This is a genomic window from Novipirellula caenicola, from assembly GCF_039545035.1.
Lineage (GTDB): Bacteria > Planctomycetota > Planctomycetia > Pirellulales > Pirellulaceae > Novipirellula > Novipirellula caenicola.
This window is the reverse complement of record NZ_BAABRO010000003.1, coordinates 1-16806: the sequence shown is the minus strand read 5'-3', so window position 1 is coordinate 16806 and position 16806 is coordinate 1. Positions and strand designations below refer to the sequence as shown.

8 protein-coding genes are annotated in these 16806 nt (G+C 56.4%); 6 read left to right on the top strand and 2 right to left on the bottom strand.

The annotated features are described in order from the left end of the window. Positions 1 to 35 precede the first annotated feature (35 nt). Entirely contained in the window at positions 36 to 3434 is a 3399-nt protein-coding gene (locus ABEA92_RS07570) for a serine/threonine protein kinase (RefSeq protein WP_345683215.1), read from the bottom strand. Positions 3435 to 3839: 405 nt separating this feature from the next. On the opposite strand from ABEA92_RS07570, the gene glgA reads away from it, so the two are divergent. The 6 genes from glgA to ABEA92_RS07540 all read left to right on the top strand — a co-directional run bounded on the left by glgA (position 3840) and on the right by ABEA92_RS07540 (position 14730). Then, positions 3840 to 5372 (top strand): glycogen synthase GlgA, encoded by a 1533-nt coding sequence (glgA, locus tag ABEA92_RS07565; protein WP_345683214.1) that lies wholly within the window; start codon positions 3840 to 3842, stop codon positions 5370 to 5372. Positions 5373 to 5476: 104 nt separating this feature from the next. Then, positions 5477 to 6703, top strand: coding sequence for a galactose-1-phosphate uridylyltransferase (locus tag ABEA92_RS07560; RefSeq protein ID WP_345683213.1), 1227 nt, complete (start codon positions 5477 to 5479; stop codon positions 6701 to 6703). A 474-nt stretch (positions 6704 to 7177) separates the two neighbouring features. Continuing rightward, a complete protein-coding gene (locus ABEA92_RS07555) occupies positions 7178 to 9343 on the top strand; it encodes an alpha-amylase/4-alpha-glucanotransferase domain-containing protein (protein ID WP_345683212.1) in 2166 nt (721 codons plus the stop codon). A gap of 565 nt (positions 9344 to 9908) precedes the next feature. Continuing rightward, a complete protein-coding gene (locus tag ABEA92_RS07550) occupies positions 9909 to 10529 on the top strand; it encodes a sigma-70 family RNA polymerase sigma factor (RefSeq protein WP_345683633.1) in 621 nt (206 codons plus the stop codon). A gap of 15 nt (positions 10530 to 10544) precedes the next feature. Beyond that, positions 10545 to 13451, top strand: a complete 2907-nt coding sequence (locus ABEA92_RS07545) for a serine/threonine protein kinase (protein WP_345683211.1) — start codon at positions 10545 to 10547, stop codon at positions 13449 to 13451. Beyond that, a complete protein-coding gene (locus ABEA92_RS07540; RefSeq protein WP_345683210.1) occupies positions 13438 to 14730 on the top strand; it encodes a hypothetical protein in 1293 nt (430 codons plus the stop codon). The genes ABEA92_RS07545 and ABEA92_RS07540 overlap by 14 nt, the downstream gene beginning before the upstream one ends. Positions 14731 to 14840: 110 nt before the next feature. Here the strand turns inward: ABEA92_RS07540 and ABEA92_RS07535 are convergent, their stop codons facing one another. Continuing rightward, a complete protein-coding gene (locus ABEA92_RS07535; RefSeq protein WP_345683209.1) occupies positions 14841 to 15041 on the bottom strand; it encodes a hypothetical protein in 201 nt (66 codons plus the stop codon). Positions 15042 to 16806 lie beyond the last annotated feature (1765 nt).

The following is a 16806-nucleotide window of genomic DNA, read 5'->3' as shown; positions in this document are numbered from 1 at the left end:
AAATCCTCGCCCAACTAAAACGCATAACCGGACGCCTACGGCGTTACCACGAACTCGGCAGGCAATTCGTACTTGCCTTCGGCAGCTTGTCGGGTCGTGATCAGCAGCTCTTTTTTGCCGGGACGCGAGGGATCATCCGCAACGACCCAAATCAATGCCTGTTTGACGTCATGCGAACCGGTGGCAGTTTTGTCAGGATTGGCCCCCAACAACAGATCCGTCAACACTTGACGAAACGGCATGTCCTTTTTGGCAAACCCGCGAATCTGCTGATTCTGAGTGATCCCCATTTTCTGCAGGTCGCCGCCCACGATTCGCATCGGCGGCACCTCGGTTCCCTCGGGCAGCGAAGCAGCAAATTGCTCGCCGATGATATTGATGCCAAACTCGAGCGACTCTTGGTCAAACGTGACCGACATTTTTTCCGAAAGCAGTTCGTCCAGCGTGTACGTTTTCTTGGGCGCCGACGCAGCAACCGTGCCCCCGCTGTCACCGGTGGTGTTGATCGCAAACAACGTCGCCAGCGTGATTTGGGCTGCCGCGTTGGCGGGCAAATAGGCGTTGCCGATCGCGGCTTGGTCGGCGACACCAAAGCGAGAATAGCTGCTCAGAAAATCCATCATCGCCGGCAACTGGTTCGCCAACAATCGCCACGAAGGATCGGGGACCGCATCGAGCACAAAGTCCTTTGCCCATTGGGGAGTCGCTTCGACGGCGTTTTTCAAGTTCTGCATCAACGTCGCTTCGCCGATCCCGCCGCTCGGAGACAATCGCACTTCGGCATACAGCCGGTCTTCGTCAAAGTGAGCCAACACCATCGCGGCGGCCACTTCAGGAATCAAAAACGATTTCAAAGGACGTTCTAATCGCGGTGCGCCGACTTCGATCAATTTCCGTCCGTCGGCGAACAGAAAGTTTGGCGTCACGATCATCGCCAAATCGTTTTCAGGGCTCGTTGCGTCCCACAGCGACTGCATGCTGCGAGGCAACAAGATGCTCGCACCGCCGCTTTCGGCAATCTCTTTGGCGCGGGCGATCGATGAAACCGAAAACCGCGTCACTTGATTCTCACTCGACTCGGTATCGTTGATGAAATATGCATCCGCATCGATTTCATCCCCCGCATACAACGTGGCTCCGTCGGGTGTCCGCGACGCCGACACGTCCCATGCTTTGGTCAACGTATCGAGTGGCACGGGATCATGCAGCGTGACCGCAAGCGAGATTTCGGGCCAACCATCGCTGCCCTTGTGCATGGCGATCGACAAGCGGTCCATCTGTTCGACCGGCACCTTCGCACGCGCCGACGCTTGGTCTAGCAACTGTTTTAGATCTGGAGCAAGCGAATCGAGAAAGTGGTTTCCGCTATTCTTCGCACGCAGCTCGGCCAAGTTCACCGTCAAAATCAACGAGGGACCGGGAGGCAGCATTTCCAGCGGCGCTGCAGACTCGCTGGCCACCGGCGGCAACCACAGCAAACGATCATCGTCGACGATTTGATATCCGGGAATCGCCGCTGGCGCCGGATCGCGCCGGACGGGTTCGGTCGTTGAATCCACATCACGACCGCTGACCGATGGAATGCGAGCGGGGATCGGCGGACGTTGTCGTTTGCGGACCTCTCGCTGCGACTCGCCCGGGCCACCCACGATCAACATGATCACCAGCATCACGACCGTCACCGACAAACCGCCCAACACGATTGGCGCCTTGTTGGATTTCTTTTTCCGGCGGCGACGTCTCGTCGGCGGTGGCGACGCCGGTTCGGGTGGCGCGATGGGCGGCGCAGCGATGGTTTCCGTCTTCACGGTTGGCGTCTTCACGGTCGGTGCCGCGGCGACAACAACCGGCTCCGACGCATCTTCCTGTACGTCGCCCGTGTCAGCGACCTGAGGTTCGGCAAGATTTGGTTCGGCAAGATTTGGTTCGGCAAGATTTGGTTCGGCAAGATCCGGTGCAGCAAGATCTGGTTGGGCGGTGACGACCGGCGTGGGGGTCGCCTGGACCGACGTCACCGGATCTGCGGCAACAGGCTTGCTGGTTGCAGATTCGCTGGCAGCAGGCTTGCGTGCCGCCAGCTCGCTAACGGAAGCTTTGTCGCTAACGGAAGCTTTGCTAGCTGATGCCTTACTCGGCGTTGGCTGGTCTGGCGTTGGCTTGTTTGGCGTTGGCTTGCTTGAAGATGGCTTGTTTGAAGTTGGCTTGCTCGCTTTCGGGGCCCTCGATTCCGCTGGCGTCACGACCGGCACCGCATCGTCGCTGCGGTGAGTGGCTTTGCCGCCCGCCGCCGACGTGTCGATTTCGATCGGGGGCGCCGCCGGGGTTATCGGGGGCGCTGCGGGGGTTGGTGCCGAAGCGGCTGCCGAGGACGCGGGATCGATCATCGCCGCGGTCGCACGCAGCGCGTCGGCAAACTGAGCGATCGAGGCAAAGCGTGATTGAGGATTCTTTGCCAACGCAAACGCCACCACTCGCAACAAAGGATCACCCGCCTCGCCGGCGGCGACCGCTTTGGCGATCGGCGATGGAATATGCGACGCATGCAGCGACATCATTTCCTCGACCGAATCCGCTTGAAACGGCATCTTGCCGATCACCATCCGGCAAATCAGACAGCCCAGCGAATAAATGTCTGTGGCGGCGTTACACGGGGTGGAGGTATCAGCCAACTCTGGAGCCGCATAGGCGTGTGGCGACTCGAGCAGATCGAGCCAGGAATAAGGATTGGTGAGCATCGCTGAGACGGCGGGCCCCGACGGATCACGCAACAAACGTGTCGAACCGTCCTTGCCGATCCACACGCGATCGGCTCGCACGTCGCCGTGCCACAGCGAATTGGCATGCAGCGCCGCCAACGCGTCACTGATCGCAATCCCGATCTCACACGCACGTTTCGGCTTTATCCGTGGATGTTTTTTCAAAACCTCCGACAACACCTCGCCGTTTGGTAGCGGCGAAAACACCACAACGTTCTCCTCCACACGATCCAATTGAATCGACTGAAGCGACGATTGAGTCACTCCGGCGTGGGCGGCAACCCATTGATCCCGACCTCCGCTTAGCTGTTCGGGGGTAGGACGAAACAGAACCCCCAACCGCGTTTCGCGATCGGCTGCCGTTTCTTGTTCCGCCGCCGATTGGCTCGGCTGCCGAATCACCGGCAACCACCGACTCAGCGGCGGTGCAGCGGCGGCCTCGGTTTGCAGATATCCGCCATGACGCAGGCTCACAGTTTCGGAAACCAGAAGCATCTTGGCTTGATACTGCGTCAGCACCCCCGATCTGACCAAGAATTTGGCCAGCGAGACCGCATCATCGGGTGGCAATCCCCCCGCTTTCTCGGCAAAGCTCACCGCGTAACGCTTACATCCTGCCGCATCGGTGACACCGTTACGAACCAACCTTGCCCAGAATTCGCTAAGTGCGACCGTCATGAATAAACAACAATTCGATGTCGAGAAGGAAACGCTTGTGCGGGAAAAACGCTTTCACCGATGGATAGTCTAATGGATCGACCGATTTCAGCCGACCACGGCATCAGGGGGCCCGGCGCCAGCGGGCCTGTCCCCAATCAGCCCGTGCCCTGTCGGCCCGCTCGCTGTCGGTCCGCTCGCTGTCGGCCCGTCCCCAATCAGCCCCTCACCATCGGCCCGTCCGCTATCGCCCAATGCCATCTACTTTAATTGCGATGCGTTTTCCGCAGTTGCAGCCGACTTTAGCCAACTTTTTGCGTTAGTTTTCACGCAACGTAGAGCTTTCACGCGAATCGAGCTAGACTTTTAAAGTAGCGAGCACCGCGACAGCGATTCCATCACGAACATGCATCATTTGAGTTTCCATTGAATATTGTCTATCTATCGACTGAAGCCGTCCCGTTTGCCAAGACGGGTGGTCTTGCTGACGTATGTGGCACTCTTCCCTCAAAGATCGCCGCGTTGGGGCATCGAGCCACGTTGATCATGCCCGCATTTCGAAGCATACGAAGTGCAGGATTGCCGATCGAATCGACCGACACCAGTTTCGCGATCCCGTTGAGCCCTCAGAAACTGATTGGGGCACGCATCCTGAAATCGAAACTGCCTGAGGGGAATGTCCCCGTGTGGTTTATCGATCAACCGCAATACTTTGATCGCGAATCGCTGTACGGCACCTCAACCGGCGATTACCCCGACAACGCCGAACGCTTCGCCTTCTATTGCCGCGCCGCGATGCATGCGATCTCGCGACTCGATGGGCCTATCGACATTGTCCACTGCAATGATTGGCAATCAGGACTCGTCCCCGCGATGATGGCGGCCGAACCCGATGCCTATCCTTGGATCAAAAACGCCTCGTCCATCTTCACCATTCACAACCTAGCCTACCAAGGTCATTTTGACCGCGAGTCGTTCCGCTGGACCGGACTCGATTGGAAACATTTCAATTCCAATCAGTTCGAGTACTACAACCATCTGAACTTTTTGAAAACCGGCATCGTCTCCGCCGATATGATCACCACGGTCAGCCCCAAGTATGCCGAGGAGATCTGTGGCCCCGAACAAGGCTGTGGACTCGATGGCGTGCTACGTGGTCGACGCGATCGGCTTTCGGGAATCATAAACGGCATCGACCAAACTATTTGGAATCCCGAAACCGACAGCAAGCTTGCTGCAACTTATGACGCTCGATTTTACAAGCAGGGGAAACTAGCGAACAAGCGCGAGATCCAACAGCGATTTGGATTAGAGCCCAACGAGTCGCTACCGATGGTCGGATTGGTCGGACGCTTGGCGAGCCAAAAAGGTTGGGACATGATCCTGCCGGTGCTGCAAGCGCACCTGACTCAGGACCGTCCGGTCCAGTGGGTTGTGCTCGGCAGCGGCGAAGCGCGTTACGAGGAACCGCTTCGCCAATTGGCCCAAGCTTTTCCGAACCGCTTTGCGTTGTATCTCGGATTTAGTGACGAATTAGCACACTTAATCGAAGCTGGCTCGGACGTCTTTGTAATGCCAAGTCTATACGAACCGTGCGGACTGAACCAATTGTATAGCCTCCGCTACGGAACGGTGCCGATTGTGACAGAGACTGGTGGCCTAGCGAACACTGTGGTCGATTGTACAGCAGAAACACTCGCTGACGGTACTGCAACAGGTTTTTTCATTCCCGCAGCGAATGCCGAGGCGCTCGATCAAACGATTGGACGGGCATTGCACCTGAGATATCACGAAAAAGAAAAATGGCAACAAATTATCGAAACCGGGATGTCGCAAGACTTCTCGTGGCGGCATAGCGCCGACCAGTACATCGAGCTTTATGCAAAAACCATTGCCCTTAAAAATTCACAGGCAAAAACGATCATCAAACGCCGAGATGAATCAGCAACTTTTCGCTAATTTTGTCTCGCCAAACCCTACGATGATCCGTTAGGATCTCGTATGGTCCCTGCACCCCCACAGGAATTGGTGCACGAAAATAAACCTGTATGTAAAGTAGTCACGTGATCGAAAATGCCCCCTCGCGAATCGCGAATCGAAGCAAGAAACTGGTTCGTCTACAAAGACGCAGTGGGGCCTCTACAACGCCAGCGGTTCACGAGACGCCGACGCCACTGCAGGAACCAAGTGGCTGTGCCGAATCTCGGCTGAATCCGATCACGGGCGATTGGACGATTTTTGCGCCTCACCGCGAAGCACGTCCTGATCAATTTGGGACCGAGCAGCGGGTTCCGACCACGACCGCGATCGAGTGTCCGTTTTGTGCGGGCGAAGAACACACGACGCCGCCACCAACCTGGGTCGCCAAGATCAACCCGGACGACAGCTTTCAAGTGCTGTACCCACCATCGGATGACACCGCGTCGCCATCGGGCCCGCTGAACGATTGGTCGGTTCGCGTCGTCCCCAACAAATTCCCCGCGGTTACGGAATCGGCATCGAGTTCCGCTCATCAAGATCCGACAAAACGATCGCATCCGTTGTTCCAAAGCAACAAGGTCATTGGGGGTCATGAAGTCATCATTGAATCCCCCAATCATGTGCAATCGCTCAGCGAATTGGATTTGACAGAAATCAAATTGATGTTGGTGGCTTACCAACACCGGCTGAGACATTGGCGAATGCAACCGGGCATTCAATACATCAGCTTGTTCAAAAATGTTGGCGGCGACGCGGGCGCTTCGCTGCAACACAGCCATAGCCAATTGCTGGCAACCGACCAAATGCCCAATTCCGTTGAAAACATCAACGAACGCATGCGGTCGCATCAAGCTCGAACGGGATGTTGCCTGCAGTGCGATATTATTCGCGCTGAACTGAAACAAAAGAAACGAATCGTCGCCCAGACCAACTCGCTCGTGGCCTACTGTCCTTACGCCAGCCGGTTGCCGATGCTGCTGCGTGTGACCACCAAATCGCATGTTGACCATTTTGACCAACTTTCGTTCGACGTCCTCGACGACTTGGCGCGGATGATCAAACGGATGGCCGGTTGGCTCGAAACGCTTGTTCCTAACGCTTCGTACAACATGTTGCTGCACTCGCGGCCTCCGGGCGCCCATGGCAACGCCGAAGCATTCCATTGGTCGCTGGAATTCTTTCCCCGAATCAGCCGGGTTGCCGGGTTCGAGTGGAGCAGCCAGTGCATGATCAATACGGTTCTGCCTGAATTGGCGACCGAGAAATACCGCAAATGCGCCGCCGCGGAAAACCCACGGCTTGTGCTGTAGGTGGCTCAAACCACTCGCCTCGACTTTGGCGAGTCCAAACCGCTCCATGGGACGGCGGCTTTTCCGGCTCGCACAACTCGGTGTGTTCTCGCGTGAACCATCGCAGATAGCCGACCTTGCCTATCATCTCTGCGCAGCCTCTTCTCGCCACTTGCTGCTTGTGGCCCATTCCTGCTTGCCGCCCATTTTCACGGCTCACCCGTTTGCATTTCCGCGGGGTCTTCTTGGCATCTTGGGCCAGTCTGCGAAACCTCAGCGACTCGCCAGTGCAGCGAAAACGCGGCTTCGCTACGAAACCGCAGTTTGGGTAAATGATTCGGATCATTCTGGCCGATACAAGTCCTAACAGTGTGAAGGCCAACCGCACCCTACCGATCTCGGGGGTAATTCCCTATCGGATCGGTCGCGACCGCGTCCTTTGCACTGGGTTTGTGATCGACCGATTTTGACCCTTTCACCCCCATCATCACAACTATGACGCCTCACGCTTATCTTTGTTTGGTTCTGCACAACCATCAACCAATCGGTAACTTTGATGGCGTTTTTGAACAAGCGTACCAGGACAGCTATCTGCCGTTTCTAGAGGTATTCGAGCCATACGACGCGTTGCGAATCTCGCTGCACACCTCGGGGCCGCTGATGATGTGGTTGGCCGATCGCCACCCCGAGTACGTTGATCGATTGCGGATGTTGGTCGACGCAGGCCGTGTCGAAATCATCGGTGGACCTCAGTACGAACCGATCTTGGCGATGCTGCCCCGGCGCGATCGAATCGGCCAGATTCAAGCCTACAGCAATTGGTTGCACCGCACCTTGGGCGTTCGCCCTCGCGGGATGTGGACGCCCGAACGCGTTTGGGAGTCCTCGCTTACAAGTGATGTCGTCGACGCCGGAATCGAGTACACCGTGCTGGACGACTTCCACTTCCGAGCCGCGGGACTTCGCGATCCTCAGTTGACCGGTTATTACTTGACCGAAGATGACGGACGCGTGTTGCGAGTGTTCCCAGGATCCGAGCACCTTCGCTATACGATCCCATTCCAAAGCGTCGACGCCACGATCGATCATTGTCGCGAACTTGCCCATCGAACGCCTGGCGTCGTATTGACGTTTGGTGACGACGGCGAAAAATTCGGCACTTGGCCCGATACCAAAGTGCACGTCTACGAAAAAGGATGGCTTCGCTCGCTGTTCGACTCGTTGACCGCCAACGCCGATTGGCTCAAAACCGTCACCCTCGACGAAGCGGTCACGCACACCGCACCGGTCGGCAAAATCTATTTGCCCGACTGCAGCTATCGTGAAATGACCGAATGGTCGCTTCCGGTTGCAGCACAAGATACGTTTGACGATGTTAGCCATGCGATGGAAGATCATCCGCAGTGGAGCGATTTGAAAAACTTTGTACGTGGTGGTTACTGGCGTAACTTCAAAACCAAGTACGATGAAACCAACGAAATGTACGCGCGGATGATGGACGTCAGCCGCCAACTCGCAGAACTCGAAGCCACCGGCATCGGTGCCAGCGAGATCTCGCAAATCCGCGACGACCTGTATCGCGGCCAATGCAATTGTCCCTATTGGCACGGTGCGTTCGGCGGCATTTACCTGCCACACCTTCGCAACGCAATTTTCCAACACTTGATTGCAGCGGACAACGAGCTGGGACGACTCAGCGGTGTCAATGAACACAGCGTTCAAGCAACCGCATCGGATTATGACTTCGACGGATACCAAGAAGTCCGACTCAGCAACAATCGCTTGTGTGCGTGGTTCGCACCGGGGCGTGGCGGCCGGATGTATGAGTTGGACGTTCGCGAAATCCAGCACAACCTGCTTGCGACACTTCAACGTCGTCCCGAAAGCTATCACCGCAAAGTATTGGCGGGTCCAAACACCGGAGGCGATGAAGTTGCAAGCATCCACGATCGAGTCGTGTTCAAACAAGAGGATCTGGACCAGCGTCTGCAATACGACCGATTCGCTCGCAAGAGTTTGATGGACCACTTCTATGACAACGATGCGACTTTGGAAAACGTCGCACGTGGCGAAGCAACCGAACGCGGCGATTTTGTCGAATTGGCGTTCCAAACCAAACTGCGTCGCGGGGCTGATCGCGTGCAAGTCCAGATGCGTCGCGATGGTAACGCCTGGGGCATTCCGATCTCGTTGACCAAGGCGGTGACGATGCACGCGGGCAGCGATCGATTGACGGTTGCCTATCTGCTCGAAAACGTTCCGCAAAACCAACCGCTGCATTTCGGCATCGAGTTGAATTTTGCTGGGCTGCCATCGGGTGCGGACGACCGTTACTTCTCGGACGTCAACGGTCATCGACTCGGACAACTTGGCGAGCAACTGGACCTCGAGAATGCACTTGGACTGAGTCTCTCGGACCGCTGGCTCGGGATCGATGTGTCGCTTGAGATCAATCGGCCCAGCGGCATCTGGGCGTTCCCGATTCAAACGGTCAGCCAAAGTGAATCTGGATTCGAACTGGTCCACCAAAGCGTTTGCGTGCAACCTCACTGGATCGTTACCGGCGACGAAAATGGTCGCTGGAGTGTCGAGTTCGAGCTGGCCGCATGCTGCGAGCAAAAGTCGGAAACCGTTCACGAACAAGAAGTGATCCGGTTGTAAGCCGGGGGGTAATTTTTCTTCCTGCCTGTGCTGCAGTCACCTCTTCACCGAGGAAGAAGACTGCTGATTTAGTGGCACGCGAATAGGCCGGAGGCCGACACACTGACGGCAGAGTGTGTCGCCCGCTGGGCTCTGTTTTCCCACCTCCGCTAGCCGGTGGCTCACGCCCAATGCCATCCACTTTGGCCCTCACCGAGTGGTTTTTATAGCGGAGCGGCGCGAGCCGCCCGGTCAAAATCGAACGTTTCACTCGCTGTGACCGGACCGTAGCTACGCTCGCCAGAGCGTGCATGGATGCCGCAAAAACACGAGCCACCACCTTCGGGCGACGGCGACTACCCGAGCACGCATAGCGGCACGGCAGCCTTGTCCACGGCGGGCTTCTCTTCTTTTTCGGGCATTTTCTCTCTTGCCTGAGGCTCATTTGCCGCGTTCGCAAACATGCGAACACCCCTGCGGTTTGCGGTGTCTTGCCTGGGACCACCCCACCCCCCAATAATATTTGTTGGTTTTCGCGTGACACCTTGTTGCGGGACCGGCCAGGACATCTAGAGGACTCAGCGCCATCAACCCCACCGAACTCTCCTCGTCTGAACTACTCCGACTCGCTCGGGCAGGCGATGCCGCGAGTGTGGGAGCGCTGCTATCAAAATATGGCAATTACATGGAGGTGATTACGCAGGCTCAGCTCGATGCACGGGTCCGGCGACGCGTCAGTGCGTCCGATGTGGTTCAGGAAACCATGCTGGAGGCTCATCGAGACTTCGAGAAATTCTCCGGTAGTACGATGGCCGAATTCACCGGCTGGTTACGAAAGATACTGATCAATAATCTTGCCCGCACCGTTGAAACTCACCTGTTAGCCGCGAAACGGGACGTTCGCCAGGAACGATCACTGCAGGATGCCAATGACGCCTTGAACCGATCCCACCTACGAATCGAATCGATGCTTTCGGATCATGCACGATCGCCTGCTTCCGAGGCGGATCACCAAGAAGCCCTCATTGAAATGGCCAATGCCATCGCAAGTTTACCCGAGGAATATCGAGAAGTGATTGTGCTCAGGCACATCGAGGGACTGCCGTTTAACCATGTTGCCGAGCGAATGAAGCGAACCTCCGGAGCGGCCCGCATGCTTTGGATGCGGGCCATTGAACGTCTCCGCCAGACAATGAACCAACGTTGATCGAGTGAACCAAACATGCACGCTGTAACTCACCCTGCCCTGCCTTCCTGGCAATCGCTGCCCACCAGCCTGCAAACACGCTTGGCCGAATTGCTGGATCAATACGCTTGTTCACTCGAAGCGGGTGACGAGGCCGAGGCGGAACGATTGCTCGCGCGGCACCCTGAACTCAGCGAGCATCTGCAAGGGCACCTTGAAAGTCTCAGACTGCTTTGTCGCCCTGTTCACAAAACGCCGACTAGGCAAACGGACCTTGCGGCGGATCCCACCGAATTTGGCAGCCAATCGCAGCTCGGCGACTACCGTATCGAGCGTGAAATTGGCCGTGGTGGAATGGGCGTGGTCTATGCCGCGACGCAACTTTCGCTGCGACGTAGCGTGGCGCTGAAAGTATTGCCGTTTGCCGCGGTCTTGGACCAGCAACAAGTCGCACGTTTTCGTAACGAAGCCCAAGCGGCCGCCTCGCTGCATCACCCTAACATCGTGCCGGTGTTTGCCGTCGGCTGCGAACGTGGCGTTCACTACTACAGCATGCAGCTGATCGATGGACAAACGCTTGAACAAGCGATTAAAGAGATGCGGCATCAGCAAAAAGCTCGTCCGCTATCGCAGCTTCATCACGCCGGGGACGCTGTCGCAGCCGATGACCTGAGTGACGTGGCCTTTGACACAACCATCGGTGTTTCCGCGAACGCCCTGGCCAGCGACGTGTTGTCCAAAGCACGCAGCGGCGGAACCTCGCACGCGGTCGCGTCCCCTTCGCGAAGCCCCTTCGCCAGCACGGCAATCAACACCGCCGAAACCGTCCGCAATCGCGATTTTGTGCGTTCGACGGTCCAGATCATTATCGATGTCGCCGGCGCACTCGATTACGCGCATCAACAGGGCGTGGTGCATCGCGACATCAAACCATCCAACCTGCTGGTCGACGCGGCTGGCAAGGTATGGGTCGCCGACTTTGGCTTGGCTCGTTGTCGCGGCGTCAACAATCTGACCGCCTACGGCAACATCATCGGCACCGCTCGCTACATGAGTCCCGAACAGGTCGCTGGACGGTCACAAGAAGTCGATCACCGCACCGACATCTACTCGCTGGGCATCACGTTGTATGAATTGTTGACGCTGCAGCCCGCGTTTGCAGCAACCAACCGCGAACAATTACTCAGCGCAATCGAATCACACGACCCTCCATCACTTCGTCGGCTGAACCCGGCGATCTCAGTCGACTTGGAAACGATTGTTTGTAAAGCGATCGCCAAATCCAAAGACGAACGCTATGCCACCGCGGGTGAATTGGCCGAGGATTTACGGCGATTCCTCGACGGCCGCCCCACCTTGGCGCGGCGTCCCACGCTGGTCGATCGCGCATTCAAATGGGCGATGCGTCGACAAGGGCTGGTGTGCTCGGCGTTGGCGATTTCGCTGACGCTCGGGATTGCGATGTCCGTGGGAATACTGCTGGTGTCGCGGCAGAGCAAGCTGAAGGACCAAGCCACCGCAAGAGCCCAGCTGCATTTGGACCAAGCGCATCATGCGGTCGATCGATTCAGTGGCATGATCTCAGAACAACTGGCCGAGATTTCCGGCACCGATCAGTTGCGAGCCGAGATACTGCACGAAGCCGAACGATACTATCTGGACTTCCTGCGTTACGCCAAGCAAAGCACGCACATGCGATCCGAGCTTGCCAAAGTGCGGTATCGGCTCGGAGCACTGCAGACGCGATTGGGAAAATTCGAGGACGCGGAATTTCATTATCGGCAAGCCATCGCTGACTTTACCGCTCTGGCCAATCAGGGGCAAAGCACCGATTCGGATCAAGCCGACCTGGCACTCTGTTTTCATAATCTAGCGGCACTGCGAAAGGACCAGGGACGCTACAGCGAAGCCTTGGAAGGTTATCAGCAAGCGGCAACGTTACTTGAAACGCTGCTAGCCAGCCACAAGAACCAATCGCAATTTTTCCGTCAGTGGGCCACAACGCAGACCAATCTGGGATCTTTGTTGTGGGTCTGCGGAAACGCTGAACAGGCTGACCGATTGCTGATGGATCTGCAGCAACAACTTGAAAATGTATCGCTTCGGCACGACGAAGACCGCAGCACACGACAGCAGTTATTTGAATGCCGGAATGCGCGGGTGGCGATGCTGATGGACCGCGATCCAGATCAAGCCGAAACGCTGCTGCAAGCCAATATCAGCGAACTTGAATCGTGGAATTTGACTCCTACTGAAGACGCAGTCCGCGAAACCGACGAGCGACTCGCCGCGTGGCAGCCCTCGCCGCTGTGCCAATTAGCGATCGCACGCAATAACTTGGCTACCTTGTGGGGCCAACGAGGTGACGTCACTCCAGCGATCAAATTGGTGCGTGCTTCGATCGCAGCATTGGAAACCGAAACCGACCGCGGCAACCCTGTCTCACGCCAACAGCTCGCTGTGGCCCATAACAACCTTGGACAATTGCTTTGGAACCGTGAGCCCAACGAAGTGGCGACACAGGAATTTATCAAAGCCGAAGAGATCCTGAGGCGTGACTTGGTATCCGAGACCGCGCCGGCCGATACACTCAGCCGGTTGGCGGGCGTGCTGCATAACCGTAGTGTCATCGACCAACATCAAGGCAAAATGGAAAACGCAGTTCAGCATTTGACCGAAGCGATGGAGTTTCAATCGCTTGCGGTGCGAAAGGCTCCGTACAACGCGAGTTACCGGGAATGTTTAGAGAGCCACCGCGAACAATTAGACCAAATCCTGCATCAGATCCAGGATCAATCGGGAACAACCAGCACCAACGCCGATTGGAAAGCCGAAGCGAGAGTCTTACAGCCGATGCAATCTCCTAACCAACCGACAACCGGCATTCGCGACCACGCCGATTCGGGCAACGAAAAGGAAGGGAACGTCAATGGCTCGGCATGATTGGAAAAAAACAGCGACAGCCAAACGCCAACGTTCGTTTCATGGTGGAATCGAGCGATTGGAGACGCGTGCGTTATTGGCTGGCGACGAATGGAGCACCGCAAGCGAACCCACCCCAAATCCACCAACGTCACTGCACGATCCGCTACAGATCGCTGCACCTGCGCACGTGCGTCAGATGACCATCGGCCGGCCGGCTCCGAGTCAGCTCCTGCAGCCACCGCTCGATCACCGGAACGAGTCGCACGAATCGGATCCGCCCGGCCGTCCAACAGAAACGGATTCGCTAAACCGCGACCAAGCGCTCGTGGAATGGGACCAAGACTCACCGAGCATGACCGAAACCGAAGACAGCGAACCAGCCGATAACGGATCCCCCGCTGTATCTCCGGATGATTTGGACGATACGGGAGGAACCGTGACGGACCAAACCAGTTACAACTCGCCCGAAAGAGCACTAATGCCCGTGCTGCCAATCCAACGTGCTGAACGTGCGAAAATCGACACGCCTTCTGCAGCGATGGTCACGCTGGTCAGCCCGCCTCAGTCGACAAAACCGCTGCAATCAAGCTCGCTGACGGCGTCGGATCTCAACGCCCACGTCAGCTACATCGATGACGATTTCCACTATTTTGAGCAAAGAGTCGCCCGCGGGTCGGCATCCGTTGCCTCGCTTTCGTCCGAGCCCTTGGCGAACCATGCCGCGGTGGACAGCTTCATGGCGATGTCGATGCTCGGGCCGAGCGGGACGGAGGACAAAGATCACGGCTCGGCAAAAACCGCGACGAACCTCCGCCATTCGGCGTCCAATGCGACCCTGCGATTGCAAACTTCACCAGTCACACACGAACAGGTGGCGATCATTCGCCCACACAACACGACTCCGCAACCGACCGCCACTTCGGTCCGCTTTGGATCGTTGCCAATGGTCACGCTACTGCATTCGGTCATGCTGGCGGGGCAGATGGTGCTGAACAGTACTGCTGAGCAGATACAGGGAAATTCGTCTCACGACGAACCGTCATCACGCGGCCAATTCGTTGACGACCATGATGCTGCGACGCAAACCGCGATGACCTGCACCGTCCCGGCCGGCACGGCATCGGCAACGACCAACCCAGATCCATGTAGCCCAGATCCATGTAACCCCGTGTCTTGGCAAAACAGCACGCTGTTTACCGTCGTGTGTGCATCCCTGAGTTTGCCTCATTCACTCGCCAAGCGAACCAAGCCCTTACAATGGACATGGCATCGACTTGGTCGCAAATCGCAGGACTAGCGTTTGAGTTCGCATGCATTGACGTTGATCAGCGAATCTCGCACCACGCGTGCGGACGGCCAAGTAATCGAGTTCTAGCCCGACACCGTCTGCGGGCTGGGGCTTTCCATCTACAAGTTACGTAGTTCTCGGCCAAGGCATTGCCGAGCTTCATTGACAATCTTTTGATCTTCGCTGGGCTCTTCGGCTGGTGTACTTTGAGCTTGTGAGGGAGTCGAACTCGAGTTGGTTTGCCGCGATGCTGACACAGGTGAAACGTCTGTCGCAAACATGGCCGTCAACAATGACAGAGCGAGGGATGAACGAAACATCGTAGTGCTTTCCTTTTCTTCGGAGTTTTCAGAGAGGTGATGAATTCGGGTTCGTCCAAGAACTCGACGAAGCGGAAAGGATGCACGCGGTGTGCCATATCGCCGCACCCTCTAAAACCGAGCTTATTGACGCATTGCGTCCGCTTTCAGACGCCCAGGTGAAGCAAAAGTTTGCAGCATGTGCCAAATTCTGCAGACTCGCCGTTGCGTCGGTCTACCGGCCAAGATCGTGTCTGATTCGCTTATTTTCTATGTTTCATCCGCTTGAGGTGCTGGTCAATATCAGACACACCACTTGAGTTTGGTAGATCGGGGTCCTGCCCGGCCAAAACAGATACTGATCACAAAAGGTGAGTTTCGTTGACGGTGCAAGTCCACACGTTATTTTGCCACGTGTGAGTGTTTGATTAACGGATGCTCACCAGGCAAAATTACGATGATGATGGAACAGCCAAATACATCGCGGGCTTTTCAAACCGAGGCACTGCTGTAGCGTCCTCCAGTTTCTTGCGACCGACTTGGCGAGAAATCTTTGCAGTTGTACCAGGACTTCGCTCTTTGGATGGCGTCCCAAGGATGACATTTGTAAAGCACCTTGAATCTAAAAGCACTTCCTACATCGATTACCCAAAATGACCGGATTTTGAGAAGACATTAGGGGTTGGGGCATCACGCGGTCATAGCCGGCATTGTGGTCCTTTATACCAGTCTAAATCATTGGCGAAATAGGCTTGAGTTGCTGTTGCTTGCGTAGCTTCGATCGACGACGACGACTTTCCTCAGCCTTCTTCTTCGTCTCACGAGCCGACCGAAACATTTCAGGGAACTTTAGTTTCAATTCTAGTTCCACTTTCGCTTGGACCGCCTGTTCTAGGAGTTGCCGATCCGTTTTGACGCAATATCGCTTTTCCGATGGCGCCCCACGCAAAGGCATTGTGGCATCCAATGACGACACATTAAATGGCAATATCGCGATTTGGTCCTGAGCACTTGCGTCATTGCTTAAAACGATTGTCAACAGAGGTAATGAAAGAAAGGCGAGAAGTCGTTTCACAGTCAATTTCCGTTTTTGATGGTTTCTGAGATAGAACAGACAGAATCGTCAAAACAAAGGTATCTTCGCAACACCATTCTTGCGGAAGGCTCTGCTGCCACCTCGCCCTAAACTTCGTTCTGGGAGAGGTGCAGTCAGCAATCCACCTCGCCCGAGCGAAGCACGGGAGAGGTCGGACAGGCCCTCAAGGCCGCGTCCGGGTGAGGGCCGACCGAGCAAGTTGAATCGCTGCAAGCGGTTGCTGGCGAGGTGTCCGGTGCGAGCAAGCCGGTGACACGCCCTCACCCGAGCATCGCTGAAAGGCTCTGCTCGACCTCTCCCAAACTGCGTTTGGGAGAGGTGCAACCAACGAGTCACCTCGCCCGAGCGAAGCACGGGAGAGGTCGGACGGGCCCTCATGGCCGCGTCCGGGTGAGGGTCGACCGAGCAAGTTGAATTGCGGCAAGCGGTTGCCAGTGAGGTGTCCAGTGCGAGCAAGCCGGAGGCAGGCCCTCACCCGAGCATCGCTGAAGGCTCTGCTCGACCTCTCCCAAACTGCGTTTGGGAGAGGTGCAATCAACGAGTCACCTCTCCCGAGCGAAGCACATTGGTATCTACACAAGTCGTCAAATGAATTAGGCTGTACTGGATGGACTAAATCTTCCGCCGATGGAACGGCGACTGCAACGGCGTTATACACAAATCGTGTCTGAGCACCTAAATTCCTCGAAT